The following is a 24,030-nucleotide window of genomic DNA, read 5'->3' as shown; positions in this document are numbered from 1 at the left end:
GCCGTACATCGTCGGGTGTAGCGTCGAATCAGCGGAAATAAATCCATCGATTCAGGATAACTGATCAGTTATCCGAAGAAACGAGAATTACCCCTATCAACGTTTGGAGACGGAATGAGATTTCAGCATCTCGTAGGCGGAGCTTTGCTCGGATTCACGACGGCAGGTTTTGCGCAAAGCAGCGTGACGTTGTACGGCGTGATCGATACGGGCGTCGAATACGTGTCGCACGCCAATGCCGAGGGGAAGGGCGTCGTGCGCATGCCTTCGGTTACCGGCGAGCTGCCGTCGCGCTGGGGGCTGCGCGGGTCGGAGGATCTCGGCGGCGGCTACAAGGCCGTCTTCGCGCTCGAGAGCGGTTTCAATGTCGGCAGCGGCACGATGGGACAGGGCGGCAGGTTGTTCGGCAGGCAAAGCTGGGTGGGAATCGACAGCCCGTACGGCACGCTGTCGTTCGGCCGTCAGTACACGATGACGTATTACGCGGTGCTCGATTCCGACCTGCTCGGCCCGAACATCTACGGGTTGCCGTCCCTCGACGCGTACATCCCGAACGGCCGCGCCGATAACGCCGTTGCGTGGCGCGGCAAGTTCGGCGGATGGACGGCCGGTGCGATGTACTCGTTCGGCCGCGATTCGGCCGGGACGGGAAACTCGCCGGGGCAGGGTACGTGCGCGGGCCCGACGCCCGGCGACATGACCGTGTGCCGGTTGTGGTCGGCGATGCTCAAATACGATTCGACGTCGTTTGGCGCGGCCGCGTCGTATGAGGAACAGCGCGGCGGCGGCGCGACCGCTGCCGCGAACTTCTTCGACGGCGTCAAGCCGATGCCGCTGACGTCGAGCGGCGACAAGGACGACCGCGCGCAGGTCAACGGCTACGTCAACGCGAACGGCGTGAGGTTCGGCGGCGGCTGGATCGGTCGCTGGGTGGACACCGATTCGTCGGGCGGCCCGAATGTGCACTCGAACCTGTTCTATCTCACCGCGAACTACTACGTGACGCCCGCTTTCCTGGTCGATGGCGGCGTCTATCACGTCAACGTCTCGGGCCAGGATGCACGCGCGACGCTCGGCGCGTTGCGCGGCACCTACTTCCTGTCGAAGCAGACGGCCGTTTATCTGCAGGGCGCGTACCTCGCCAACAGCGCGCACGCCGCCTTCACGATCAGCGCCGGCGGTGGCGGCACGACGCCCGCACCGGGGCAAAACCAGGTCGGTGTGATGGCTGGTATCCGGCACATGTTCTGAGCGAGTCGCTTCGAACGACCACCGAGCGAATCGGTGCGCGCCGGTTCGCTTTCAAGTATGCAAACAACACGAAAGAAGACGGAGGGACGATATGAAATCGACGATCGGCGGCAACGACGGCCGCAGTGGATGGCGTTTGGGGGTAGTGGCTGTCGCATCCGCGCTCGGAAGCCTGGCGCTGTCAGGTTGTAACGATCACGACGTGGCGGCGTCCGGCGGCGCGACATCCGTTGCGCTGGCATGCAACGACACGATGAAAGCGCGCTTCGCGCCGGACGCGAACACCACCGTGATTGCCGTGAAGGCGTTCAAGGCTGGCGATCCGCTCGTGCTCGCTGCATCGGCGGCCACGTCCGCGACGCCGGTTGCCGGCAGCGATCTGTGTCTCGTCAAGCTGAACGTCGGCCAGGGCAATGCGGGGCCGGCGGGCGCGCCGTCGACGTCGGCGGGCATCGGCATGGAAATCTGGCTGCCCACGCCGTCGAACTGGAATCACCGGATCCACAATCTCGGCGGCGGCGGCTGGCAAGGCGGCGCCTATGACGACCCGACGCAGATCGCCAGCGCCGGCGGCGTGCCGGGCGCGGCGACGATCGCGGCCGCCGAGGGCGCGGTGGTCGGCACGACGGACACCGGTCATGCCGTCACGAACGGCTCGTTTGCGATGAATCCGGACGGGACCGTCAACACGACGCTGTGGGGCGACTTCGCGCAGCGTAGCCTGCACGAACTGGCGCTGAAGACGAAGGCACTGGTCGCCGCGTACTATGCGACGCCGCAGAAGTATGCGTACTGGGACGGCTGCTCGACGGGCGGCCGGCAGGGCTACAACGAGGTGCAGAACAATCCGTCCGACTACGACGGCTATCTGAACGGCGCGCCTGCGTTCAATTGGTCGAAGTTCATTACGAACGAGCTCTATCCGCAGGTCGTCGCGCAAAACGATCTGGGCGGCGTGACGCTGACCGACGCGCAACAGACGCTGCTGTCGGGGGCGGCCGTGAGCGCGTGCGATTCGGTCGGCGGCCAGCATCTGGGTTATCTGATGGATCCGGCCCAGTGTCGCTACGATCCGACGCAGGACGCGAACGTGCTTTGCGCCGGCGTGAAGATCGGCGTCGTCACGGGGACGAATGCAACGGCCGCGTGCGTGACGGCCGCGCAAGCGACGTCGATGAACAAGACCTGGTACGGGATGACGCGCGATGGTTCGGTGCCGAGCCCGGCTGCCGACATCGGTACGGCAACGTCGCTGGCGAGCAATCAGCTGTGGTTCGGCCTGATGCGCGGGACCCTTACCGGCGCGCTGGCCGGATCGTCGCCGTTCAGCATCTCGACCGACCTCGTTGCGCTGGAACTGCAGGATCCGACGATCGCAGGGGCCAACTTCACGAACGCGACCGGAAACGGCGCGAACAAGTGGAAGGGCCTGACCTATGCGGGTCTCGCGAACGCATACGATCAGGGGATCGCGCTGCAGCCGTCGTTCGGCAACATCAATACCGACAATCCGGATCTGTCGGGGCTCGTGAAGACCGGCGCGAAGGTGCTGCATTACCACGGTCTCGCCGATCCGCTGATCACGCCGTCCGGCAGCATCAACTACTACGAACGCGTGGCGAGCCGGATGGGCGGAATCCCGGCCGTGCAGCAGTTCGACCGGCTGTTCCTGGTTCCCGGCATGGGGCATTGCAGCGGTTACGGCGGCGTCAACGGCACGGCCGGCCCCGCGCAAACGGCCAATACGGTGCCGCTGCCGAACGCCGACCGGCAGGACCTGTATGCGAAGCTGGTCGACTGGGTCGAGCACGGCAGCGCGCCGACCAGCATCACGCTGACATCGGCGGACGGCAGCGCGAGCCAGCCTGTGTGCATGTATCCGACGAAGGCCACGTACAACGGTTCGGGGTCGATCAAGGATGCGGCGAACTATTCGTGCCGGTAGAGGCAGGGACGGGATACGCGCGGCGGAGCGCGCCGCGCGTATCTGGTGTCGTGAAGGGGCGGCTACGACGCGTTGCCGGTGTCGCCGAGATCTATTTCGTATCCTGCGCCGTCGGCGGTGCGGTGAGGTCGACATAGGACCCGGCGGGCCACTGCTTCCCGTGCCACGTGACCGGCGCGGCCAGAAAGCACGACCTCAACGCGGGGCCGGCGGGGGTGAGGTCGAACATCGTATCGCCGCAAGGCAAGTCGTCGACGATCGTACCGGCGCTGACTTCAGCCCTGGCGCGGTCGCAACAGTTCTCCGGGATGAAGATCAGCCCGTCGATCGGCACGTTGCCCAGCAGCACGGGGCGCGGGCCATGAATCGACTGCAGCGTGCGTTTTGCGCCCCAGCCGAAAAAGCCGCCGGCGCCGTCGTAGTGGGCCTGACTCCCGGGCGGGAAGGTGACGCCGAGCACCACCAGCGGTTTGGTCGTGACCTCGGGCCTGTCGGTATAGCCGTCGAGTGCGTATTCCCAGAGGGCCATGCCGCCGATCAACAAGGCGGGCAGGCAGAAAAACAGCACGGTACACGCGAGTCGTTTCAGCAGCGGCAGCCGGCGCAGGAACCACACGAATACCACCACCGTCAGCACGACCCAGACCGTCGACGAGAACGTAACTGCGGCCATCGCGATGCCGCCCAGTTCGCCCGCTTCGGCATGGCTGACCGACGGAGACAGCGCGGACAGCAGCGCCGGCAAGGCAAATTGGCCGAAGCGGGATCGGAGGCGTCGGAGTCGCATCGGTTGTCTCGTCAATGGGGGCGGAGGGTCGTGATCGGCTTCTCGATGGGCGCCACGCTGCCCGCGAGCGGGCGGAAGCGATTCGACCGGGGGCAGGCCACAGGTGTCGATCGCCCGGTCATCGAGGCATTTACGACTGGCGCGTCGATGAAGTCAAGCGGGATGAGGGTCCGCTGATCGGGTTGTGCCTCGACGAAGCCGGGTTGTAAATCCGGCTCCGTGTACGGCTTGCATGCCGCTTGCATGATCATTGTCGCTCGACAAGCATGGCATGCAGTGCGGGATGCAGAGTCTCGCGGTGCTGCTGATGGCGCTGTCGCGCATCCCACCCGAACAGTTCGGCAAGGTCGAGTTCGGGCATTCTTCAGGCGAAAACGTTTGCGAAAACCAGCTGCCACGAACGTCGCCCGCGCGGGCCGATGCGAGGCCAGGCAAGGTTACTCGACATATCAATACAAAATATTACCGACGTCGCCACGTATCGTTCCCTACAATTCCCGCACCTGACACGTGCGCGTGACGTCCCGTGACGCCGCTGGTTCCCGGTCGTATCGAAGCATCGAGTCATCTCGCGCGTGCCCGGAATCGAACGCGTACGGGTCGGGTTCGCGTCGTACCGGCTCTCGACGGGCAGGCAAGCGGACAACGAGCTATTGACAGGAGTGCGAAATGGTAACGCTGCAAGTCGTCCAGAGTCTCGATGCGCTCACGAACGCGATCGAAGTCGCGGTTGCTCGGGCCGACTGGAGCGAGGCCGTCCGGGCCGCCGAGACACGTTTGAGGTTCGTGGCTGCGCTTGCGCCCGATCAACCGGACGAGGTTATTGCGGCGCTCAGGAGAATGCAGGAGATCGATGTCCGGATCTCCACCGCCGCACGCGAAACGTTGCTGGCGCTTGTCGCCGAGGGCCGGATGGCGTTGCACGAGACCGGGGTGGCGACGAACGAGCTGAAGGCGCACCACAGGTCGCTCGACGCAGGCGCTGCGGCATCGCGCTGTGTTTCTTCCCGCGCGGGTACGCGATTCGCTGCCCGGCCGGCCACGCGAGGCTGATATTCGTTTCCCAAGGGGTGACATGAGATTCAGAAAACGCACCAGTCATGTCGAGGCAACCCGGTGGTTTGTCGACGGCGACCATGACCGGGTGGAGCGCCATCAGGGCATGTGGGCGGTCGCGACGCCGGAAGGCTGGCGTTCGGTGATGCCGGGCGACTGGATCCTGCTCGACGAGTGCGGAAACTGCTGGCCGATGGACCACGGCCACTTCGAGCATTTCTACGAACCGGTGGCGGGGTGACTCGATTCCGGGCGGCCGGGAAGCCCGCGCCTACCGGCTCTTGCGTGAAAACAGCAACGAATCGGCGTCATTGAAGCGGATCCGCGTCGGCTCGCCATACCCGGCTTTCTCCGCGACCCGGATCGACGCGGCATTCGTCGGCGCGATCAGGCACACGCTGCGCTCGAACCGCTGCTGCCCGTCGAGCCATGCAAGCGCGGCCGCGAGCGCCTCGGTTGCGTAGCCCTTGCCGTGCGCCCACGCCGCGAGCGCCCAGCCGGCTTCCGGCACGCCGCGAATCGACGGTTCGACGATCCGGTGGAAATCCGCGAAGCCGAGATCGCCGACATAACGACCCGACGCTTTCTCGCGAATCGCCCAGTAGCCGTAACCGAGCAGCGGCCACAGCCCGCGATACGCGAGCATGCGCATCCACGAGTCGCGCGGCGCGGACGGCTTGCCGTTGAAGATGTGCTCGACGACCTCCGGCTCGGCCCACATCGCGGCGAGCGCGTCGAAATCGCCGAGCGGATGGCCTTCGAGGACGAGGCGTGGCGTGTCGAGAACGGGCGGGGAAGAGACGGGCGGCATCGTGGTTTCCGGGGAGGCGTTGAATGGAATGGCTAGACCGTCAGCACGTCGATGCCGCGTTGCCGAAGGTCGTCGACCACGGCCGGATCGGCGCCCGTATCGGTGATCAGCATGTCGAGCTGCTCGACGCTCGCGATCACCGACAGGTTGCGCTTCATCAGCTTCGACGAATCGGCTACCGCGATCACCTGGCGCGAGATCTTCAGCATCTGCGCGTTGAGCTGCGCTTCGAGCAGGTGCGGCGTCATCAGGCCGATCTCGGGGTCGAGGCTGTCGACACCGAGGAACAGCCGGTCCGCGTACAGCCCCTGCAGCGCGACGACGGCCTGCGGACCCGACAGCGAATAGGAATTCGGCCGCAGTTGACCGCCCGGCATGATCAGGTTGATGTGCGGCGCGGCCGCGAGCAGCACGGCCACGTTCAGCGCATTCGTGATCACGTTCAGCGACTGCAGCTTCATCGCGAGGATCTGCTTCGCGATTTCCTCGGTCGTGCTGCCCGAGTCGAGCAGGATCGTTTCGCCGTCGCCGATCAGCGCGGCCGCGGCCGTCGCGATCCGCACCTTCTCCGCGTGACGGAGCTTCTGCTTGACCGCGATCGGCACTTCGTCGCTCTCGCGCAGCACGAGCGCGCCGCCGTGCGTGCGCAGCACCGCGCCGGCCGCCGCGAGCGCATTCAGGTCGCTGCGCACCGTGACGAGCGAAATGCCGAAACGCTCGGACAGCTCCTCGACGGTGACTTTCTCCCGTTCGCGCACCAGTTCGCAGATCAGGCGTCGACGTTCCTCGACAAGCAGCGGCGCGTGATCGACGGCGGGCGATGGAGGCACTCGGTGAGCGGGCATGTCCATTTCGGCAAGACAGGGAGCCGAAATGATATCAAAACCCCTGCCCGGGCTGGAGCGCACGCAATGCCGACGGGCCGAGCGGCCGGCCCGCCAGCCGGGCCGCATGCACGGCCGCGCCGACATGCGGGCCGAGCCGCGGCGCGGTGAGCACGGCGTGCGGCACGACGCGGGTGAGCGCGTCGCGCAGCGGATCGAGCACGAGCGCACCCGCGTTGAACACGCCGCCCGAATACGACACGGGCAGCGGCTGGCCGGGCGGCCAGTCGAGTGCGCGCGCGACGCCGGCTGCGAGCCGCGCGAGTTCGTCGGCCGCGCGTTCGATCAGCGCATGCGCGTGCGTGTCGCCCGCGCGCGCCGCATCGATCACGAGCCGCGACAACTGCGCGAAGCGGCTGCGCACGGCGCCCGAATTCACCGCCGCGCACAGGTCGAGGTCGTGTTCGAGCGAGAAGTGCGCACGCACGATGTCGAACAGCGGCCCGCGCGCGGCGCGGCCGTCGGCCATCCGCGAGAACGCGGCGAGTCCTTCGCGCGCGAGCCAGTACGCCGAGCCCTCGTCGCCGAAGATCTCGCCCCAGCCGCCGCAGCGCGCGGTGCGGCCTTCGAGCTGCCCGTATGCGATCGACCCGGTGCCGGCGACGATGCTGATGCCGTCGCCGCCGGCCAGCGTGCCGGCCCAGCTGCACACCATGTCGTTGCCGATCCGGTAGCGGCCGTGGTCGAACAACGGGGCGAGCAGGCCGTCGAGTTCGGGCAGCAGGCGGCTGTCCTCGCCATAGGCGGGCAAGCCGGCGAACGCGTACGCGATCTCGTCGCGCGCGACGTCCGCCGCGGCCAGCACCGCGTGCACGCCGCCGGCGAGCAGCGCGCGCAGCGCGTCCATGCCGATTTCGAGGTAGTAGCTGGTGGTCGTTTCATGGCGCGCGAGGATACGGCCTTGCTGGTCGATCACCATGAAGGCGGTTTTCGTGCCGCCGCCATCGATGCCGAGAAAGAGTGGAGTCATGTGGGCTGCCCCGCATACGGATGAATGGTGACGCCCGCCACGACACGGTTGACGGTGCCGGATGCGCTCGGATTGTCGGGTGTGAGCCCGAGCCGCAGCGATGCGAGCAGCGCGAAGCACTGCGCGAGAATCAGCGCGACGGGCGCGAGCGCGAGATCGGGCAGGCCGGGCGGTAGCGGCACGGTCAGGTCGTCGTCGGACGGCGGCAATGTTGCGGTGCCGTCGGCCGGCGCGACGCCGACCGACAGTATGCCGGCCGCACGGTTTTCGCGCCGCAGTTCGCGCAGCAGGTCGAGATCGTAGCGGCGCGTATGCGGATCGCCGGACAGCAACACGACGACGAGCGTGCGCTCGTCCAGGAACGTCTTCGGGCCGTGCCGGAAGCCGAGCGGCGATTCGGCCATCGCGACGATCAGCCCGTCGGTCAGCTCCAGCAGCTTCAGCGCGGCTTCGCGCGCAAGCCCGAGCAGTGCGCCGCTGCCGAGATAGACGACGCGCTCGGGCAACTGCCGCACGTGCGCGGCGATCCGCGATGCCTGCTCGCGCAGCAGCGTGCGCGCGGCGTCGGCCAGCGGTTCGACCGGCATGCCGGTCACGTCGAAAGCCCAGGCCGCGCCGAGCAGCATGCCGCTGAAACTGGACGTCATCGCGAACGCCTGGTCGTGCGTGGCCTCCGGCAGCAGCACGACGTGCGCGCGCGGATGCGTGCCGAGGTGCCGGTTCAGCATGCCGTCGGCCGCGCATGTGAACACGAGGTGGTGGCAATCGCCGACGAAGCGGTCCGCCAGCTCGACGGCCGCGACGCTTTCGGGGCTGTTGCCCGAGCGCGCGAACGAGACGAGCAGCGTCGGCACGCCGGGCTGCAGCGTTTCGCCGGGGCACGCGACGATGTCGGTGGTGGCCACCGCTTCGACGCGGCCGCCGAAGCGGTGCCGCAGCGCGGGGACGAGGCACTGTCCGATGAAGGCCGAGCTGCCGGCGCCCGTCAGGACGATGCGCAGGCCGGGATCGGCGAGAAGCGGCACGAGAAATGCGTCGAGCGTCGCGCGTTGTGCGTCGACGACCGCGTGAACGTCGGGCCATACGTCGGGCTGCTGGGCGATTTCGCGCGCGGTGTGGGCGGCGTGGCGGCGGGCAAGGTCGGCGGGATCGAGATCGAGAAATTCCATGAGCAGTTCAGAGGAGAGTCGGTCACGCGGCACACGCGTGAAGATACGGACGGACGGCGGCGGCCGTGCCGTCTTGCAACAGGGCGCCGGCACGCAGGTCGAGCCGCCCTTCGCGGACGGCCTCGTACTGGCGCGGCAGATGCTGGCTGACCAGCGTGAGCGGTGGCGGCGACGCGTCGAGACGCGCGAGCAGGTCGGCACACGCGCGCTGCACGGCCGGATGGGTCCAGTAGTAGCGGATCCGGTCGCTCAGGCTGTATGCGAGGTCGAGATCGAGCTGTGTGCCGGCCGCGTAGTAGTCGCGCCAGTGCGCGGGTTCGGCGCGCATCACGCCGAGCACGGTCGCGATGAAGCCGTCGTCGTCGCCGAGCCATTCGCGCTCGATCGCGGCGAGCGCCCACAGCGTTTCGCGCATCGCGAAGGTCACGCCCGGTCCCACCTTCAGGATCGCGAAGTGATCGCGCGCGAGTTGCGCGAGATTGTCGGGCGTCTGGTAGTCGGTCGAATGCGCTTCGAACACGAGCGCGGGTTCGTCCTCGATGAACGCGCTCAGTGCGCGGGCCTTGCCGGCGTCGTAGTCGATGACCTGGTGATGATCGAACTCGACGCCGGGCTGCACGACCATCGCGATCACGCGCGACCACGCATCGTCGAGGCCCGCGCGTGCGAATGCATCGCGGTGCAGCGCCAGCGTCGCGCCGGCCGCGTCCGGCGCGGTGACGGCCAGTACGTCGAGCGTTTCGTGCGCGCCGCCGGGCACCGGCACTTCCGTGCCGATCACGTAGACCGGCGGCTCGCCGCGCGGCGAGCCGGCCGCCCACGCGTGTTCGGCGGCGCGGCACAGGCGCACGGCGCGCGCCGCGATTTCGGCTTCGGGCAACGGCGACGGATCGTCCGCGCACGACATCGAGCAGTCGAGATGCAGCTTGCGGAAACCGGCCGCGACGTACTGCGCGACCATCGTCTCGGCCTTGTCCATCGCGTGCGCGGCCGGCAGCCGGCGCCACGCGTTCGGACCCAGGTGATCGCCGCCGAGCAGGATCGCGTCGGGGCTCACGCGTTCGCGCGTGGCGATGTCGAACACGTAGCGGCGGAAGTCGTGCGGCGTCATCCCCGTATAGCCGCCGTCCTGATTGACCTGGTTGCAGGTCGCCTCGATCAGCGCGGGGCGATCGAGCGCCGCGCATTCGCGCAGCGCGGCGGCGATCGCGACCGGATGCGCGGAGCACACGGACGGGATGCCGATCGCGGGCGCGCCGCGCGATGCGTGCCGGGGCGACTGTTTGTGACGGCGAACGAGATCGAGCAGGTAGTTCATGCCGATTCCCCCGCTGCGTTGGCGGCCGTCGCGCTTTCCGGCTGCAGCGCGAGCAGCAGCGCGGCCAGCAGCGCCAGCGCAATGCCCGTCAGCTTGCTGCCGGTCGGCGCCGTGCCCGTGACGGCCATCGAGATCACCGACGTCAGCAACGGCGCGCCCGCATTGACGAGCGGCGACACGACGATCGCCTTGCCGAAGCGGAACGCGTAGACGAGCGTCAGCGCGCCGATCGCGTTCAGCACCTGGATGACGGCGGCGAGGCCCGGGCCGCTGATCCCGTAGTTGATCGTCCGGCCGAAGTCGGTCATCCACAGCGCGAACGGCACGCACAGCAGGCCGGTCAGTGCCATGTAGAAGAAGATCGATTCCGCATCCATCGACGCGTTCGCGATCTTGATGAAGTACGCCTGCAGCCCCCATGCGACGAGCACCAGCAGCGCGAGCGCGAACCACAGCCCGAATCTGGCGGGCCCCTGGCCCGACTGGAAATCGAACAGCGGCAGCGAGCAAAGCGCGAGCACGATCCCGGCCAGGCCGAGCTTGCCCGTGCGTTCGCGCAGCAGCAGGAACGACAGCGCGATCGTCAGCGCCGGCGACAGCGACACGATCGGGAACACGAGATACGGCGGCCCCGATTCGACCGCGCGAAACAGCAGCATCTGTCCGCCCGCGCCGAGCAGCCCGATGGCCAGCCCGAGCACGAGCGAGCGGCTGTCGTGCCGCACGCGCCAGCCGGCGCGCCCCAGCGCGACCAGCGCCGGCGGAATCATCGTGAACGCCCACACCACGTAGATCAGCGTATCGGGGAAGCCCTGTTCGGCGGGCAAACCGGTGAATGCGCCCCACACGCCCCACAGCAGGGTCGTGACGAGCGCGTGGACAAGCCAGTTGTTTTGCATCGGTCGCGTCTTTCGAAGATGGTTCAGAACCGTCGAATGCTTTCGTTTTGTCGCTGCACGAGCATAGCCGGAAGCAATCGATGGACCACTCCCGACGGTGTTTCACAAAGAAATGTCAGAGTAACTTGCCGGGAGCCGCCAATCTATGTTCTTTCGATATCTTTCGTTATTAGTGTAAACCACAAACGAAAGAAAACGAAAGATGAACTAGATTGCCGATCTGCACGATGCGGATGTGTCGGCGCACGGCCCTTCTTCACGAGGAACCTCGTATGAACGCTTGCTTTTCCTTTCGATTTCTTCGGTCCGCCCGGTTTGCCGCCCGGCCAGCCCGGTGCGTGCCGGCCGTCGGCTGCGCCGGTGTGCCGCTTTGCCGCGAGGTGCGCCAATGACCACGCGGCGCGCGTTCGTGCAGTGGCTGGCCGCCGGCGCGGCGAGCCCGATCCTGGTCGGTATCGGCGTACGCGATGCCCACGGCGGCGAACCGCGGCGCGTCGCGCTGCGCGATGACCGGCTCGTGATCGAATTCGACCCGGCGATGCGCTGCCGGCTGGCCGTCCGCCGAGGTGGCGGCACGCGCGCGCTGACCCGTTTCGATGCGAGCGAGACGCTCGAACAGTTGATCGGCCCGGCCCCGGCGCCCACGCCGGACGGCCCCGCGCCCGACACGCGGCCGGTGCGCACGATCGACCGCTTCGCGATCGTCGACGCCGCGCATGCGGAAGTCGCGACCGCGTTCGGCGCGGGGCGGCAACTGCGGCTGGTCGGCCGCTCGGCGCACGGCTTCGAGAAGACGCTGCGCGTCACGTTGCTCGACGCGCGGCCGGGTGTCGCGCTGATCGACACGCAGTTTCGCCATGTCGGCGCGCAGGCGGCCGACATCCGCGCGTGGAACGTCGGCGCGCACCGGTTGCTGCCGGCCGCCGCCGGCGCGGGCGGTTACTGGACCTATTCGGGCGCGAGCCATGCGGACCGGCGCGACTGGGTGCAGCCGGTGAAGGCCGGCTTCGACCAGCGCAATTTCATGGGCATGAACGCGTCGGACTACGGCGGCGGCACGCCCGTCGTCGACGTGTGGCGGCGCGACCAGGGCATCGCGCTCGGCCATCTCGACACCGTGCCGCGCCTCGTGTCGTTGCCGGTGAAGGCGGTGCGCAACGAAGTCGCGCTCGGCCTGCGCGGCGAGAAGACGGTGACGCTCGCGCCGGGCGCGACGCTCGACACGCCGACCGCGTTCGTGATGCTGCACGACGGCGACTATTTCGTCGCGCTCGATACCTACCGCCAGATGATGGGCGCGCAGGGGTTCCATTCGCCGCAGCCGCCGGCAAGCGCGTACGAGCCGATCTGGTGCGCGTGGGGCTACGAGCGCCAGTTCAGCCTCGACTACGTGCGCGCCACGTTGCCGAAGGTGCAGGCGCTCGGCTTCAAATGGGCCGTGCTCGACGACGGCTGGCAACGGCGGACCGGCGACTGGGTGCCCGACCGCGCGAAATTCCCGGCCGGCGATGCGGACATGAAGGCGCTCGTCGACGACATCCATGCGCGCGGGCAGAAGGCGCGGCTGTGGATCGCGCCGCTCGCGGTCGCACCGGGCAGCGACGAACTGCACGACAACACCGACATGCTGCTGCTCGACGCGGACGGCGCGCCGCAGGCGATCACGTGGTGGAACAGCTTCTATCTGTGCCCGGCCTACGAGAAGACCCAGGCACACATCGCCGCGCTCGTGAAGAAGGTGATCGGCGAGTGGGGTTTCGACGGGATGAAGATCGACGGCCAGCACCTGAACGGCGTCGCGCCTTGCTACAACCCCGCGCACCAGCACGCGCGGCCGGAGGATTCGGTCGAGCATCTCGCGGATTTCTACCGCGTGTTCCATGACGCCGCGCATGCGCTCAAGCCGGACGCCGTCGTCGAAGTGTGTCCGTGCGGCACCGCGTACGCGTTCCACAACATGCGCTATATCGACCAGGCGCCCGCGTCCGATCCGCTGTCGAGCTGGCAGGTTCGCCACAAGGGCAAGACGCTGAAGGCGCTGATGGGCGCGTCGTCCGCGTATGCGGGCGACCACGTCGAACTGAGCGACGGCGGGCGCGATTTCGCGTCGGCGGTCGGCGTCGGCGCCGTCATCTCGACGAAGTTCACGTGGCCCGTCGATCCGAAGCCGAAGAACTCTTTCCTGCTGACACCCGAGCACGAGCAGGCGTGGCGGCACTGGGGCGGCGTGTACAACGCGCACCGGCTCGCCGAGGGCCGCTATCGCGGCGAGCTCTACGACATCGCGTTCGACAAGCCGGAGGCACACGTCGTGGAAAAGGACGGCGTGCTGCATTACGCGTTCTACGCCGACCGCTGGAGCGGCTCCATCGCGCTGCGCGGCCTGCAGCCCGACCGCTCGTACCGGATCGTCGACTACGCAAACGGCAATCGCACGGTCGGCCACGTCGCACCCGGGCAGGCCGCGATCGCATTGCGCTTCGAGCATGCGGCGCTGCTGCGCGCCGAACCGCTCGACGCTTGAGCGTCACCTCGCGTTACCCGGCATCATCTCGCGTCACCGAGCAACCCGGCAGTTCCGCAACCCGCAGTTCCATTCGTCATCCCGACCCCTCCACTGGAGAAGCATCGATGAAAAAAACCGTACGCAACCTTTCGTGTGTCGCGGCGCTCGCGCTGTGCGCATCGATCCTGCAGGCCTGCGGCGACGGGTCGTCCGACCCGCTGTCGTCCAAGGCCTTTGCCGCGACCCGTCCGGCCGCGCCGACGCCCGCGCGTGCCGGTTCGCACTGGGCGCCCGTCGCATCCGATACGTGGCAATGGCAGCTCAGGGGCAAGCTCAACACGTCCTACGACGTGGCCATCTACGACATCGACCTGTTCGATACCGACCCGGCGACCATCGCGGCGCTCAAGCAGGCCGGGCGCAAGGTCGTCTGCTATTTCTCGGCGGGGAGTTCCGAGAACTGGCGGCCCGATTTCTCGCAGTTCAAGGAATCCGACCAGGGCAAGAAGCTCGACGACTGGGACGGCGAGCGCTGGCTCGACATTCGTTCGAGCAACGTCCGGGACATCATGACGGCCCGCCTCGATCGCGCGGTGTCGAAGGGGTGCGACGGCGTCGAGCCCGACAACGTCGACGGTTATGCGAACGACACGGGTTTCCCGCTGCAGGACAGCGATCAGTATGCGTTCAACGTGTTCATCGCCAACGAGGCGCACAAGCGCAATCTGGCGGTCGGGCTGAAGAACGACGTCGACCAGCTCGTGGCGCTCGAGCCGTCGTTCGATTTCGCGGTGAACGAGGAATGCAACGAGCACAAGGAGTGCGGCGGCTACACGGTGTTCACATCGAAGAACAAGCCGGTGCTGAACGCCGAGTACGCGAGCAAGTACCGCACGCCGACCGGGCAGCGCACGCTGTGCGATGCGGCGCGCGCCCTGAACATGCGCACGCTCGTGCTGGCTAAGAAGCTCGACGACAGCTACCGGTTCAGCTGCGAAGCATCCTGATCCGGTAGCGCCCGCCGCGACGGGCGAACCCGTGTGACTGATGCGCGCTCGCGTACGCCGTGTGCCCCGGCGTGCGCGAGCGCGAGCGTCACGATGCCGTGAACCGGCGCGGCCTGAAACCGATGCGCAACGCACGGCCGACGTCCTGCCGACGTCCATTCATATCGATTCGCAGTACTTATCCATAGACACGATGAAAAATTGCATGCTGATTGCAGGCGCCGCCGTTGCGGCTTCGCTTTCCGTCGCCGCACGGGCGGAAGGATCGGTCACGCTGTACGGCACGATCGATACCGGAATCGCCTATCTGAATCACGCGGAAGGCGGGCAGTCGCGTGTGTCGATGTCGTCGGGCGCGCTGTCGTCGAACGAATGGGGATTGACCGGCAGCGAGGATCTCGGCGGCGGGATGAACGCGATCTTCACGCTGGAAAACAACTTCGACGTCGCGAGCGGCCAGCTCGACGGCGGGCGGCTGTTCGGTTCGAAGGCGTTCGTCGGTATCGCGTCCGACACGTGGGGCAAGCTGACGCTCGGCAGGCAGAACGATCCCGTCACGGACCTCGTGCAGCCGATCACGGCCGACGCGTTCAGCGGGCTCTTCGCGCCGCCCGGCGACGTCGACAACTACGACAGCAGCGTGACGTTCAGCAACGCGGTCAAATGGACGGGCGCGGCATGGCACGGCGTGACGGTCGCGGCGATGGTCGCGCCGGGCGGCGTGGCCGGCGCGTCGGGATCGGGCCTCGTGTATTCCGGCGCGGTTGGTTATGCCGACGGTCCGCTGAGCGCGGCGGCCGGCTACCTGCACGTCGACAACGGTAATGCGATTCGTTCGACGCGCGGCGCGTCGTCGGCCGATTCGTTCTTCAAAAGCGCGGTCAGTCGCGCGTATGCGTCGGCCCGTTCGATCGGGATTGCGCGTGCCGGTGCGCAATATGCGATCGGCAACGTGACGGTCGGCGCGGCGTTCAGCTTCAGCGAATACCGTCCCGACGCGTCGTCGACGTTCGTGCATGCGGAGCGCTACAGGAACGGTTCCGCGTTCGCGCAATGGCAGGCGCAGCCGGCGCTGCTGGCCATCGTCGGCTACAACTTCACGTGGTCGGACGGCGATTCGTCCGCGCGTTATCACCAGGTCAACGTCGGTGTCGACTATCTGCTGAGCAAGCGCACCGACCTCTATGCGACTGTCGGTTATCAGCACGCGAACGGCTTCAACGGGAGCGGGCCGGCCCAGGCCGTGATCGGGTCGTACAACGTCGACGCCGGCACGAATTCGCAACTGCTCGCGATCGTCGGCATTCGACACCGGTTCTGAGCTCTCGGTCGGCCCGCGCGACGGCGAACGTGCGGATTTCCCGGACGCTCGCCCGCGCGACCCGCAGCCCGCGACATCACGCCATCGCGGCTTCCCGATGAAACGGATAGTCCGTATACCCGCGCGCATCGCCGCCATAGAACGTTGTGCGGTCATAGTGCGTCAGCGGTGCGCCGGTCCGGAGCCGTTCCGGCAGATCGGGGTTCGAGATGAACATGCGGCCGAAGGCGACGAGATCGGCGTGGCCATCCGCGAGGATCTGTTCCGCGTTGTCGCGCGTGAAGCCGCCGGCCGCGACGATCGTGCCGTGGAACGCCTGGCGCAGGTCCTTCGCCGACACGTCGTGTTCGCTTGCGTCCGCGTTTTCCTCGTTGCCGCGAATCCGCGGCTCGATCACGTGCAGATACGCGAGGACGTAGTCGTTCAGGCGCCGCGCGACATAACCGAACGTCGCGTGCGGATCGCTGTCGGATACCGTGCCGTACGAGCCGCTCGGCGACAGCCGCACCGCGACGCGCCCGGCGCCCCAGACGGACACCGTCGCATCGACGACCTCGAACAGGAAGCGCGCGCGATTCTCGATCGGGCCGCCGTAGGCATCGGTGCGATCGTTCGCGCCGTCGAGCAGGAACTGGTCGAGCAGGTAGCCGTTCGCCGCGTGCAGTTCGACCCCGTCGAAACCGGCCGCCTTCGCGCGCTGCGCACCTGCGCGAAACTGCTCGACGATGCCCGGGATCTCGTGCAGCGCGAGCGGGCGAGGCTCGACGAGCTCGGCTTCGGTAATCTCGCCGTGCACGTCGCGGATCGCCGCATGTTCGAGCGAGCGCCGCGCGGACGGCGCGATGGGCGTCACGCCGCCCGTGTTGGCCGGATGGGCCTGACGGCCTGCATGCCAGAGCTGCAGGAAGATGCGCGCGCCTTTCGCATGCACGGCGTCGACGACCCGCTTCCAGCCGGCGACCTGGGCATCGGTATAGATCCCCGGCGCATCCACATACGCGATCGCGAGCGGCGAGATCGCGGTGGCCTCCGTGATCAGCAGGCCGCCGTCGGTCGCGCGCTGCGTGTAGTACTCGACGATCAGGTCGCCCGGCACGTTGCCCGGTTCGCTGCGCATCCGGGTCACCGGCGCATGCACGACGCGGTGGTTGAGTGTGACGGGACCGAGCTTCAGCGGATTGAACAGCTTGTTCATGGTGTTCTCCTTGGAACAGGTGTTGGACGACTCGATGTTCGTCCCGAACGCCGCGCGCCAGAAGGCCGGCCGCGGCGATAAAACCCATTCCGCAGCGGAATGGCCGGCACCAACGCGGCCCGCAACGCCGCCGCGCGCGATGACATCGGCTTCCCGCGCGATAATCGGAACTTCACGCGGCGCATGACGTGCGCGCGCCGCACTTCCGATCCGCCTCCATCACTCGACATGACGCTCGAATCCGATTGGCTCAGCCGCTTCATCGCGCTCGTCACGGTCACGGGGAAGCTCGAAATCCGCTGCGCGTTCGGCGCGCCGTGGGCGGTCACGTACGAGCGGTCACCCGCGTGCGAGATCCCGTATCACGTCGTGCTGCGCGGCCGCGCGATCCTCGAGAATCCCGACGACGGCACGGTGCGCGAACTCAGCAGCGGCGACCTCGTGCTGCTGCCGCACAGCTCGCCGCACGTGCTGCACGACGGCAGCGGGCTGCCGCCGGTGCCGGCGATCAAGCGGCCCGGCGGTCACGTTTTCATCGGCGAGAACGCGGGCACGGGCGAGCGGCTGGACATGCTGTGCGGACGCTTCGTGGTCGCGCCGCCGCACGACCGGCTGATCCGGCGCCACCTGCCACCCGATCTGGTCGTGCGCGCGGCGACGGACAGCCGGGCCCCCGACGCGCTGGCCGCCGCCGCGCGGCTGACCGCCCTCGTGGAGCTGATGCGTGCGGAATCGCTCGAGCAGCAGCTTGGCGGCCTCGCGATCCTGAATGCGCTGTCGGCGGCGTTGTTCGCGCTCGCGCTGCGCGCGGTCAGCGAATCGGGGCAGGCGCCGACCGGCCTGCTGGCGCTGGCCGGCCATCCGCGCCTCGCGCCCGCGATCGTCGCGATGCTCGACGATCCGGCGAGGCCGTGGACGCTGCCCGAGCTGGCCGCGCTGTGCAGCATGTCGCGCGCGACGTTCATGCGTCACTTCCAGTCGAAGCTCGGGCACTCGGCCGCCGACCTGCTGACGGACATCCGGATGAGCCTCGCCGCGAATGCGCTGCGTCAGCCGTCGGCCAGCGCGGAGGCCGTGTCGGCCGACGTCGGCTACCAGTCGGTCGCCGCGTTTCGTCGCGTTTTCACGCGCTGGGCGGGGATGACGCCCGGCGACTGGCGGCGTCAGTCGCTCGGCGGCGGGCGCGATGCGGTGGCACCGGACGATGGCGAGGCCGGCGACGCGGAGTAGGCCCGAAGCGGGCGGTTGTCCGCTCCGGTTGCGGTTGTCACGCTTGGGCCCGCCCGCCATCGATGAGCAACTCGATGCGAGCCCCATAACTGCTGTCGTCCGACGCGAGAAACAGCGCGGCAGCCGCCGGTTCGACCCAGGTTCGCGCGAGCGTCGTACTACAATTTGCGCGAACGACATGCCGACTGCCGGCATGATCGTGCCGCCCGGCACCCGCACACGGAGAAGCAGCGCATGGATCGACTCGCGGCAATGGAGACCTACGTCAGCGTCGTGGAAGCCGGTTCGTTCTCGGCGGCCGCGAAGCGGATGAATCTCGGCCAGCCGGCCATCTCGAAGTCGATCGCGCAGCTCGAGGAGCGGCTCGGCGTACGTCTGCTGCTGCGCTCGACGCGCGGGCTCACGACGACCGACGCCGGGCAGCGTTTCTATGAACACGCGAAGCTCGCGATCCGCGAGGCCGATCAGGCCGAGCACGTGGTGCGCGATGCGTCCGCGAGCCTGTCCGGCAAGCTGCGCGTGAGCGCTGCCGTGAGCTTCACGTGCCTGCATGTGCTGCCGTTGCTCGACACGTTCCTGAGCCGGCATCCCGATCTGGAGATCGATCTCGCACTCGACGACCGCAACATCGATCTGCTGGAAGAGGGCACCGACGTCGCGCTGCGGATGGGCGAGCTGGTCGATTCGTCGATGATTGCGCGGCGCATTGCGCGCAGCCCGCGGCTCGTCGTCGGCACGCCGGCGTATTTCGCGCGGGCGGGCATTCCGAAAGCGCCGGCCGATCTCGCCCGTCATCAGGCGATCGTGTATTCGCAGCGGGGCGGCGGCGAAACCTGGTCGTTCAACCGGAACGGTGCCGAAGTCGCGGTGGCGGTTTCCGGGCGCCTGCGCGTCAGCGCGGCCGAAGGAATGCGGACCGCCGTGATCGCCGGCATGGGGCTGGCGGTCGCATCGCGCTGGATGTTCTCGCCCGAGCTCGCGTCCGGCGCGGTGCAGGCCGTGCTGACCGACTGGGAACTGCCGCCGATCGACCTGTGGGCCGTGTTTCCGGCCGGCCGGCTCGTGACGGCTCGCGCCCGCGCGTTCGTCGAATTCGTCGAACAGACGCTGGCGGACGGCGAGCCCGCATCGGCGCAATGAAGGCGGCCGGGCAGGGCCGCCGTTTTCTCCGACCCTTGGTCGTCGCTTAGAACGGCGCCTTGCCGATCGACGCGCCGCCGTCGACGTAGAGCGTTTGCCCCGTCATGAAGCCGGCGTCGTCCGACAGCAGGAACGCGATCGCCGCCGCGATTTCGTCGGGCTTGCCGAAGCGCCCCATCGGGACGGCGGCGAGATAACGCTGCTCGCCTTCGCTGCCCGGTGCATTGTTGGCGCGGAACAGTTCCGTTTCCGTCGGCCCGGGCGCCACCGCGTTGACGGTGATACCCGTGCCCGCGAGTTCCAGCGCCCACGAACGCGAAAAGCTCACCAGCGCGGCTTTCGCCGCCGCATACGCGGTGCGCTGCACGATGCCGAGCACGGTCAGGCTGGAAAGGTTGACGACGCGCCCCCAGCCGCGCTCGCGCATGCCGGGCAGCAGTGCCTGCACGGTCTGGACGGCCGGATGCAGGTTCAGCGCGAGTACGTCGTCGAGGTCGCCGAGCGTCACGTCGCCGACGGACTGCGGGCGTACGAGGCCGACATTGTTTACGACGCCGTCGATCGTGTGCCGCTGCACGCGTGCCTGCAGCACGGCGCCGGTCGCGCGGCTGTCGGCGAGATCGACGCGAACGAGTTCGCCGGGGAACTCCGCGTCGTCGCGCGCGAGGCCGATGACGCGATGCCCGGTGCGCACCAGCCGTTCGGCAAGCGCGCGTCCGATCCCCTTGGTCGCGCCGGTGACGAGAAAAGTGCGTGCGGTCATCAAGGACTCCAGATGAAATGACAAAACGGAAGGAGCCGCCGCGCCACGTGCGGTGGCGCGGCGACACGCGCTCACGCGTGCACGGCTTTTTCGATGACGGGGAACATGTCTGACGGATCGGGGCGATGCGTGTAGTCGGGATTGACTTCCGAATACAGCACGATGCCGTCCTGGCCGATCACGTAGCGTGCCGGCATCGGCAGCGTCCAGCCGGGATCGTTATTGAATGCCGGCAGGTCGTTCTTCAGCATCGTGTACAGGTCGACCAGATAGTCGGGCAGGTTGAAGCGCAGGCCGAACGCGGCGCCCGTCTCGCCGTGTGCATCGACCAGCACGGGGAAGCCGAGATGATTCGTGCGGACGGACTTGCGGCTGTTGACGGCCGTTTGCGGCGAAATCGCGACCACGTTCGCGCCGAGCGCCTGGAGTTGCGGCAGCGCTTCGTTCAGCGCCTGCAGTTCGAGGTTGCAATACGGGCACCAGACGCCGCGATAGAACGTGACGACGAGCGGCCCCTTCGCGAGCAGGTCGACGGACGACACGTCGTTGCCGTCCTGGTCCTTCAGGCGGAACGTCGGCGCGCGATCGCCGGCCTTGATCGCGCGGGCGGCCTGGCCGCTCGCGATCAGTTCGGCCGTCGCGCGTTCCATGATCGGGTGGATTTCGGGCGGCGCGTGGTACGGCGGCTTGCCCGCCTTGAAGTCGGCCTTGAATGCGTCGAGTTTGTCCTGGAGCGACATGGCGAATCTCCTGTGAATGAATGGAAGTCGGGTTGCGTGGCTGACGAGCGATCGGCTCGTCGTGGAACCCATCTTCGGCGAAGCGCTGTCGCGTCGGTAGCGGGCGCACGCGCATAACTTCCATTCCCGGCGGGAATGGCGGCGGCGGATCCGGCGTTGCTGCGGTGATCGACGCAGGACGCCCGTCGCGGCAACGGGGCCGGGACGGGCGCGGTTGAAACAGAGAGGGAATCCGCATCGGGACGCATGCCGTCCCGATGCCGGCGATACCGCTTACTTCACGGGCGGGAAATCGACGACCGTGTCGTTGATGCGGTTGAACGTGTTGGTGAAGATCGTCAGCGCGATCGCGAGCGAGATTTCCGCGAGTTGCGCATCCGTGTAGCCGGCTTCGCGGATCGCCGCGAATTCGTCGTCGGTGATCGTGCCGCTGGTCCGTTGCAGGTTCAGCACGAAGCGGATCAGCGCGTCGCGCTTTGCGTCGCCGGTGCCCGGCTGGCCCGAGCGGATCGCGCGCAGCGCGTCGGCCGACAGGCCGGTCATCTTGCCGAGCAGGTTGTGCGCGGCGACGCAGTAGTCACACCCGGTGTCGGCGCTGACCAGCAGCTTGATCGTTTCGAGATCCTGCTTGCTCAGCGTGCCGCCGGCGAGCACGCCTTCGGCGTTGAGCACGGCTGCGAGCGCGTTCGGCGCGAGATGGCCGACGGCGGCGAACAGGTTGGGGACGGTGCCGCCGGCGACCTTGCGGACTTGTGCGTACACGTCGGCGGTTGCGCCGGTGGCGGATTCGATGGCGGGGATGGCGATGCGGCTCATGACTGGCTCCTTGACTGGAAAGTTGAGGCCCGTTCGTTCGGGGTGACTCCACTTTAGAAGCGCAGACTGATCCTCATAAGACGCAAAATCGCCAAAACGATGCTCAAAAGTATCAAGCTGATTGGCGCGCGGGGCGCGACCTACTTCCGGCTTTTCAGGAAGGTCCGACCTTCGGGCGTGATCGACGCGCCGGAGCGGCCGTGTGCGGAATGGCTGACGAAGCCCGCGTTGACGAGCTCTCGCGCGATCGACCAGCCGAGCGCCGGCGCATCGCGTCCGTAGCGAACATCGGCGAGGCGTTCGAGCGCCCAGATGGCGGAGGCTGACAGGTTCGGGGCGTTTGACGTGAAGTTGTCGCTCATCGCTTCCTCGTGGAATGGAGATTCGGGGATGGACGGCGCCATGCCGTGCCATCGCGTCGCGCGCGGGTCAGCGCGCTTGCAGCAGGGGCAGCAGCGCCTGAAGCGCCGCTTCCTCGTCGGGACCGGTGGCCAGCACCTGCGCGGATGCGCCGCCATGCACCTGCAGCGACGCGATTGCCGTGTCGTCCTTCGCGTTGCCGCTTTGCCCGTTCGCGATCATCAGGATGTCGCTTTCGAAGCCGCGTGCCGCTTCGACGGTTGCGTTTCGTGCGGTGCCGCCGCGGTTGCGGTTCCACGCGGGGCCGATTTCAACGTACACAACGGTTGCCACGATGTCGGATAGCCTCTGGACGGGTCGTCGGGATCAGTGCGCGGCGCCGATCGGGTAACCGGGGCGTGCCATCTTGCTTGAACTTGCTGGCAATCTCGGTGAAATCGCCGGCAAGTCCGATGAACGGCAGGAAGTGGGGGATTATAATACGGCGGGCAATATATGTGTATTCCATTATAATGCCGTGTGTGCCGACGCTGGCCTGCCGATCCGTCGGCACCTGCGTCGATGCCGCCAGGGCGACGTGCCTGCTCGCCCGGCATTGTTTCGATCGACTCAACTCCCCGAATGGAAGCCGCAATGAACGCCCCCGCCTGCCCGCAATGCGCGATGGAAAACACTTACCCGGACGGCACGCTGACCGTGTGCGCCGACTGCGGTCATGAATGGTCGGCCGGCGCCGGTGCCGAAGCGGGCGACGAACCGGCGGGCGATGTCGTCAAGGACGCGAACGGCAACGTGCTGTCGGACGGCGATTCGGTCGTGCTGATCAAGGACTTGCGCGTGAAGGGTTCGTCGATCACGCTGAAGATGGGCACCAAGGTCAAGAGCATCCGGCTCGTCGGCGGCGATCACGAAGTCGACTGCAAGACCGACATGGGCGGTTTCATGCTGAAGGCCTGCTACCTGAAGAAGGTCTGAGCGCGCCCGCTTGGACCAACCGTTTGCATCTGGCTACCCGGGCATGGCAGAGGATCGCACTTCCTACGACGCGTTTGTCGAATTTCTGTCGACGCCACTGAACGACGGCCGGCCTTTCGTGCTGGAGACGCGGCACGCGCTGTCGCTGCACTTCGATCATTTCGGCACGCAGAGCTTCATGTTGCTCCGGGATCCGATCCGGCTCGAACTCGGCTATACGCGCGTGATGATGGGCTTCCTGCTGCTGCAGCCGGCGCCCGCACATATCTGCATGCTCGGGCTCGGTGGCGGGTCGCTGGCGAAGTACTGCTACCGGCACCTGCCCGGCACGGCGATCGACGCGGTCGAGATCAACCCGGACGTGATCGCGCTGCGCGACGTGTTCAGGATTCCTGCCGATGATGCGCGATTCGCCGTGGTGTGCGCCGACGGCGCGGATCATGTGAACCGCGCGGACATCCGGACGGACGTGATCCTGCACGACGCGTTTGTCGCCGACGGCACGCCGGGCCGGTGTACCGGCGCGGCATTTCTCGACGCGTGCCGCGAGCGCCTGAGCGAAGCCGGCGTGCTGGCGATCAACCTGATGGACGACGATCCGGCGCTGCCGCGGCATCTCGAGCAACTGCGATCGGTGTTCGGTTCGTCGTATGCGCTGGTGCCGTGCGGCGACGACAACAACTTCGTCGCGTTCGCGTGGAAGGACGACCAACGGCTGCCGTCGCTGCGCATCCTGCTCGAACGCGCGCTCGCGTGTGTGCAGGCCGGCGAGCTCAAGCTGGCGGCCACCGCAAGGCGCATGAAGGACGGGGAAGGTGTCGATCCGCAGCGGCTGGTGTGGCGTGCGCAGTCGCACGGGCGATGGGAAATCGGCGCATAAGCGGCGC

25 protein-coding genes and 1 pseudogene are annotated in these 24,030 nt (G+C 67.5%); 12 read left to right on the top strand and 14 right to left on the bottom strand.

Annotated features, from left to right (window positions below):
* Window positions 1-114 precede the first annotated feature (114 nt).
* Both H3H55_RS35760 and H3H55_RS35755 read left to right on the top strand, forming a co-directional pair.
* On the top strand, window positions 115-1,251 hold the full coding sequence (locus H3H55_RS35760) for a porin (RefSeq protein ID WP_193102859.1): 1,137 nt from the start codon (window positions 115-117) through the stop codon (window positions 1,249-1,251).
* Between the two features lie 91 nt (window positions 1,252-1,342).
* Window positions 1,343-3,196, top strand: coding sequence for a tannase/feruloyl esterase family alpha/beta hydrolase (locus tag H3H55_RS35755; protein WP_193102858.1), 1,854 nt, complete (start codon window positions 1,343-1,345; stop codon window positions 3,194-3,196).
* A 91-nt stretch (window positions 3,197-3,287) separates the two neighbouring features.
* On the opposite strand, the gene H3H55_RS35750 is transcribed toward H3H55_RS35755, so the two are convergent.
* Both H3H55_RS35750 and H3H55_RS35745 read right to left on the bottom strand, forming a co-directional pair.
* A complete protein-coding gene (locus H3H55_RS35750) occupies window positions 3,288-3,941 on the bottom strand; it encodes a hypothetical protein (protein WP_193102857.1) in 654 nt (217 codons plus the stop codon).
* Window positions 3,942-3,994: 53 nt separating this feature from the next.
* Window positions 3,995-4,234, bottom strand: coding sequence for a hypothetical protein (locus tag H3H55_RS35745; RefSeq protein WP_193102856.1), 240 nt, complete (start codon window positions 4,232-4,234; stop codon window positions 3,995-3,997).
* A gap of 2 nt (window positions 4,235-4,236) precedes the next feature.
* On the opposite strand from H3H55_RS35745, the pseudogene H3H55_RS37520 reads away from it, so the two are divergent.
* The 3 genes and pseudogenes from H3H55_RS37520 to H3H55_RS35735 form a co-directional block, all read left to right on the top strand.
* Window positions 4,237-4,338: pseudogene (locus H3H55_RS37520) on the top strand (DUF1641 domain-containing protein); the annotation flags it as partial.
* A 314-nt stretch (window positions 4,339-4,652) separates the two neighbouring features.
* On the top strand, window positions 4,653-5,036 hold the full coding sequence (locus tag H3H55_RS35740; RefSeq protein ID WP_193102855.1) for a hypothetical protein: 384 nt from the start codon (window positions 4,653-4,655) through the stop codon (window positions 5,034-5,036).
* Between the two features lie 22 nt (window positions 5,037-5,058).
* Window positions 5,059-5,280 (top strand): hypothetical protein, encoded by a 222-nt coding sequence (locus tag H3H55_RS35735; RefSeq protein WP_129517992.1) that lies wholly within the window; start codon window positions 5,059-5,061, stop codon window positions 5,278-5,280.
* Window positions 5,281-5,310: 30 nt separating this feature from the next.
* Here H3H55_RS35735 and H3H55_RS35730 read toward each other — a convergent pair whose 3' ends face one another.
* From H3H55_RS35730 to H3H55_RS35705, 6 genes are read right to left on the bottom strand one after another with little or no spacing between them, the layout of a single operon-like run.
* On the bottom strand, window positions 5,311-5,850 hold the full coding sequence (locus H3H55_RS35730; RefSeq protein ID WP_193102854.1) for a GNAT family N-acetyltransferase: 540 nt from the start codon (window positions 5,848-5,850) through the stop codon (window positions 5,311-5,313).
* Window positions 5,851-5,882: 32 nt separating this feature from the next.
* Entirely contained in the window at window positions 5,883-6,695 is an 813-nt protein-coding gene (locus tag H3H55_RS35725; RefSeq protein ID WP_226800701.1) for a DeoR/GlpR family DNA-binding transcription regulator, read from the bottom strand.
* Window positions 6,696-6,729: 34 nt separating this feature from the next.
* Window positions 6,730-7,704: an N-acetylglucosamine kinase gene (locus H3H55_RS35720; protein ID WP_193102852.1), complete on the bottom strand. Its 975-nt coding sequence runs from the start codon at window positions 7,702-7,704 to the stop codon at window positions 6,730-6,732.
* Window positions 7,701-8,873, bottom strand: a complete 1,173-nt coding sequence (locus tag H3H55_RS35715) for an SIS domain-containing protein (protein ID WP_193102851.1) — start codon at window positions 8,871-8,873, stop codon at window positions 7,701-7,703. Before H3H55_RS35715 ends, H3H55_RS35720 begins: the two co-directional genes overlap by 4 nt.
* Before the next feature lie 22 nt (window positions 8,874-8,895).
* Window positions 8,896-10,191: a D-tagatose-bisphosphate aldolase, class II, non-catalytic subunit gene (locus H3H55_RS35710; RefSeq protein WP_193102850.1), complete on the bottom strand. Its 1,296-nt coding sequence runs from the start codon at window positions 10,189-10,191 to the stop codon at window positions 8,896-8,898.
* Window positions 10,188-11,090, bottom strand: coding sequence for a DMT family transporter (locus tag H3H55_RS35705; protein WP_193102849.1), 903 nt, complete (start codon window positions 11,088-11,090; stop codon window positions 10,188-10,190). The genes H3H55_RS35710 and H3H55_RS35705 overlap by 4 nt, the downstream gene beginning before the upstream one ends.
* Before the next feature lie 388 nt (window positions 11,091-11,478).
* Here H3H55_RS35705 and H3H55_RS35700 point away from each other — a divergent pair, with 388 nt between their 5' ends.
* The 3 genes from H3H55_RS35700 (at window position 11,479) to H3H55_RS35690 (ending at window position 15,924) form a co-directional block, all read left to right on the top strand.
* Entirely contained in the window at window positions 11,479-13,614 is a 2,136-nt protein-coding gene (locus H3H55_RS35700) for a glycoside hydrolase family 36 protein (protein WP_193102848.1), read from the top strand.
* A 107-nt stretch (window positions 13,615-13,721) separates the two neighbouring features.
* Window positions 13,722-14,603, top strand: a complete 882-nt coding sequence (locus H3H55_RS35695; protein ID WP_193102847.1) for an endo alpha-1,4 polygalactosaminidase — start codon at window positions 13,722-13,724, stop codon at window positions 14,601-14,603.
* Between the two features lie 193 nt (window positions 14,604-14,796).
* Complete coding sequence (locus tag H3H55_RS35690) at window positions 14,797-15,924, top strand: porin (protein ID WP_193102846.1); 1,128 nt, start codon at window positions 14,797-14,799, stop codon at window positions 15,922-15,924.
* Between the two features lie 76 nt (window positions 15,925-16,000).
* Here the strand turns inward: H3H55_RS35690 and H3H55_RS35685 are convergent, their stop codons facing one another.
* Window positions 16,001-17,119, bottom strand: coding sequence for an alkene reductase (locus H3H55_RS35685; RefSeq protein ID WP_193102845.1), 1,119 nt, complete (start codon window positions 17,117-17,119; stop codon window positions 16,001-16,003).
* 228 nt (window positions 17,120-17,347) lie between these two features.
* Between H3H55_RS35685 and H3H55_RS35680 the strand changes: the two genes are divergently transcribed.
* Together H3H55_RS35680 and H3H55_RS35675 are read left to right on the top strand one after the other, a co-directional pair.
* Window positions 17,348-18,349 (top strand): AraC family transcriptional regulator, encoded by a 1,002-nt coding sequence (locus H3H55_RS35680; RefSeq protein ID WP_193102844.1) that lies wholly within the window; start codon window positions 17,348-17,350, stop codon window positions 18,347-18,349.
* Window positions 18,350-18,583: 234 nt separating this feature from the next.
* Window positions 18,584-19,489: a LysR family transcriptional regulator gene (locus H3H55_RS35675; protein ID WP_048246522.1), complete on the top strand. Its 906-nt coding sequence runs from the start codon at window positions 18,584-18,586 to the stop codon at window positions 19,487-19,489.
* A gap of 46 nt (window positions 19,490-19,535) precedes the next feature.
* On the opposite strand, the gene H3H55_RS35670 is transcribed toward H3H55_RS35675, so the two are convergent.
* The 5 genes from H3H55_RS35670 to H3H55_RS37515 all read right to left on the bottom strand — a co-directional run bounded on the left by H3H55_RS35670 (window position 19,536) and on the right by H3H55_RS37515 (window position 22,501).
* Window positions 19,536-20,252, bottom strand: coding sequence for an SDR family oxidoreductase (locus H3H55_RS35670; protein WP_193102843.1), 717 nt, complete (start codon window positions 20,250-20,252; stop codon window positions 19,536-19,538).
* Window positions 20,253-20,323: 71 nt separating this feature from the next.
* Window positions 20,324-20,992 (bottom strand): peroxiredoxin-like family protein, encoded by a 669-nt coding sequence (locus H3H55_RS35665; protein ID WP_193102842.1) that lies wholly within the window; start codon window positions 20,990-20,992, stop codon window positions 20,324-20,326.
* A 273-nt stretch (window positions 20,993-21,265) separates the two neighbouring features.
* On the bottom strand, window positions 21,266-21,808 hold the full coding sequence (locus H3H55_RS35660; RefSeq protein WP_048246519.1) for a carboxymuconolactone decarboxylase family protein: 543 nt from the start codon (window positions 21,806-21,808) through the stop codon (window positions 21,266-21,268).
* A 140-nt stretch (window positions 21,809-21,948) separates the two neighbouring features.
* Complete coding sequence (locus tag H3H55_RS35655; protein ID WP_193102841.1) at window positions 21,949-22,170, bottom strand: hypothetical protein; 222 nt, start codon at window positions 22,168-22,170, stop codon at window positions 21,949-21,951.
* 67 nt (window positions 22,171-22,237) lie between these two features.
* Window positions 22,238-22,501, bottom strand: a complete 264-nt coding sequence (locus H3H55_RS37515; RefSeq protein WP_319022358.1) for an HPr family phosphocarrier protein — start codon at window positions 22,499-22,501, stop codon at window positions 22,238-22,240.
* A gap of 288 nt (window positions 22,502-22,789) precedes the next feature.
* On the opposite strand from H3H55_RS37515, the gene H3H55_RS35645 reads away from it, so the two are divergent.
* Both H3H55_RS35645 and H3H55_RS35640 read left to right on the top strand, forming a co-directional pair.
* Window positions 22,790-23,143, top strand: coding sequence for a zinc ribbon domain-containing protein YjdM (locus tag H3H55_RS35645; protein WP_412025689.1), 354 nt, complete (start codon window positions 22,790-22,792; stop codon window positions 23,141-23,143).
* A 43-nt stretch (window positions 23,144-23,186) separates the two neighbouring features.
* The gene (locus H3H55_RS35640) at window positions 23,187-24,023 is read left to right on the top strand and encodes a spermidine synthase (protein WP_193102840.1); all 837 of its coding nucleotides are present in this window, start codon (window positions 23,187-23,189) and stop codon (window positions 24,021-24,023) included.
* Window positions 24,024-24,030 lie beyond the last annotated feature (7 nt).

The organism is Burkholderia sp. Z1, from assembly GCF_014893795.1.
Classification (GTDB): Bacteria; Pseudomonadota; Gammaproteobacteria; order Burkholderiales; family Burkholderiaceae; genus Burkholderia; species Burkholderia theae.
The sequence above is the reverse complement of the archived record's forward strand: the minus strand, read 5'-3'. Positions and strand labels throughout refer to the sequence as shown.

Coding starts and splice junctions, on each gene's coding strand:
- H3H55_RS35760 (WP_193102859.1), top strand. CDS start 115: ATGAGATTTCAGCATCTCGTAGGCGGAGCTTTGCTCGGATTCACGACG.
- H3H55_RS35755 (WP_193102858.1), top strand. CDS start 1,343: ATGAAATCGACGATCGGCGGCAACGACGGCCGCAGTGGATGGCGTTTG.
- H3H55_RS35745 (WP_193102856.1), bottom strand. CDS start 4,234: ATGATCATGCAAGCGGCATGCAAGCCGTACACGGAGCCGGATTTACAA.
- H3H55_RS35740 (WP_193102855.1), top strand. CDS start 4,653: ATGGTAACGCTGCAAGTCGTCCAGAGTCTCGATGCGCTCACGAACGCG.
- H3H55_RS35735 (WP_129517992.1), top strand. CDS start 5,059: ATGAGATTCAGAAAACGCACCAGTCATGTCGAGGCAACCCGGTGGTTT.
- H3H55_RS35730 (WP_193102854.1), bottom strand. CDS start 5,850: ATGCCGCCCGTCTCTTCCCCGCCCGTTCTCGACACGCCACGCCTCGTC.
- H3H55_RS35725 (WP_226800701.1), bottom strand. CDS start 6,695: ATGCCCGCTCACCGAGTGCCTCCATCGCCCGCCGTCGATCACGCGCCG.
- H3H55_RS35720 (WP_193102852.1), bottom strand. CDS start 7,704: ATGACTCCACTCTTTCTCGGCATCGATGGCGGCGGCACGAAAACCGCC.
- H3H55_RS35715 (WP_193102851.1), bottom strand. CDS start 8,873: ATGGAATTTCTCGATCTCGATCCCGCCGACCTTGCCCGCCGCCACGCC.
- H3H55_RS35710 (WP_193102850.1), bottom strand. CDS start 10,191: ATGAACTACCTGCTCGATCTCGTTCGCCGTCACAAACAGTCGCCCCGG.
- H3H55_RS35705 (WP_193102849.1), bottom strand. CDS start 11,090: ATGCAAAACAACTGGCTTGTCCACGCGCTCGTCACGACCCTGCTGTGG.
- H3H55_RS35700 (WP_193102848.1), top strand. CDS start 11,479: ATGACCACGCGGCGCGCGTTCGTGCAGTGGCTGGCCGCCGGCGCGGCG.
- H3H55_RS35695 (WP_193102847.1), top strand. CDS start 13,722: ATGAAAAAAACCGTACGCAACCTTTCGTGTGTCGCGGCGCTCGCGCTG.
- H3H55_RS35690 (WP_193102846.1), top strand. CDS start 14,797: ATGAAAAATTGCATGCTGATTGCAGGCGCCGCCGTTGCGGCTTCGCTT.
- H3H55_RS35685 (WP_193102845.1), bottom strand. CDS start 17,119: ATGAACAAGCTGTTCAATCCGCTGAAGCTCGGTCCCGTCACACTCAAC.
- H3H55_RS35680 (WP_193102844.1), top strand. CDS start 17,348: ATGACGCTCGAATCCGATTGGCTCAGCCGCTTCATCGCGCTCGTCACG.
- H3H55_RS35675 (WP_048246522.1), top strand. CDS start 18,584: ATGGATCGACTCGCGGCAATGGAGACCTACGTCAGCGTCGTGGAAGCC.
- H3H55_RS35670 (WP_193102843.1), bottom strand. CDS start 20,252: ATGACCGCACGCACTTTTCTCGTCACCGGCGCGACCAAGGGGATCGGA.
- H3H55_RS35665 (WP_193102842.1), bottom strand. CDS start 20,992: ATGTCGCTCCAGGACAAACTCGACGCATTCAAGGCCGACTTCAAGGCG.
- H3H55_RS35660 (WP_048246519.1), bottom strand. CDS start 21,808: ATGAGCCGCATCGCCATCCCCGCCATCGAATCCGCCACCGGCGCAACC.
- H3H55_RS35655 (WP_193102841.1), bottom strand. CDS start 22,170: ATGAGCGACAACTTCACGTCAAACGCCCCGAACCTGTCAGCCTCCGCC.
- H3H55_RS35645 (WP_412025689.1), top strand. CDS start 22,790: ATGGAAGCCGCAATGAACGCCCCCGCCTGCCCGCAATGCGCGATGGAA.
- H3H55_RS35640 (WP_193102840.1), top strand. CDS start 23,187: ATGGCAGAGGATCGCACTTCCTACGACGCGTTTGTCGAATTTCTGTCG.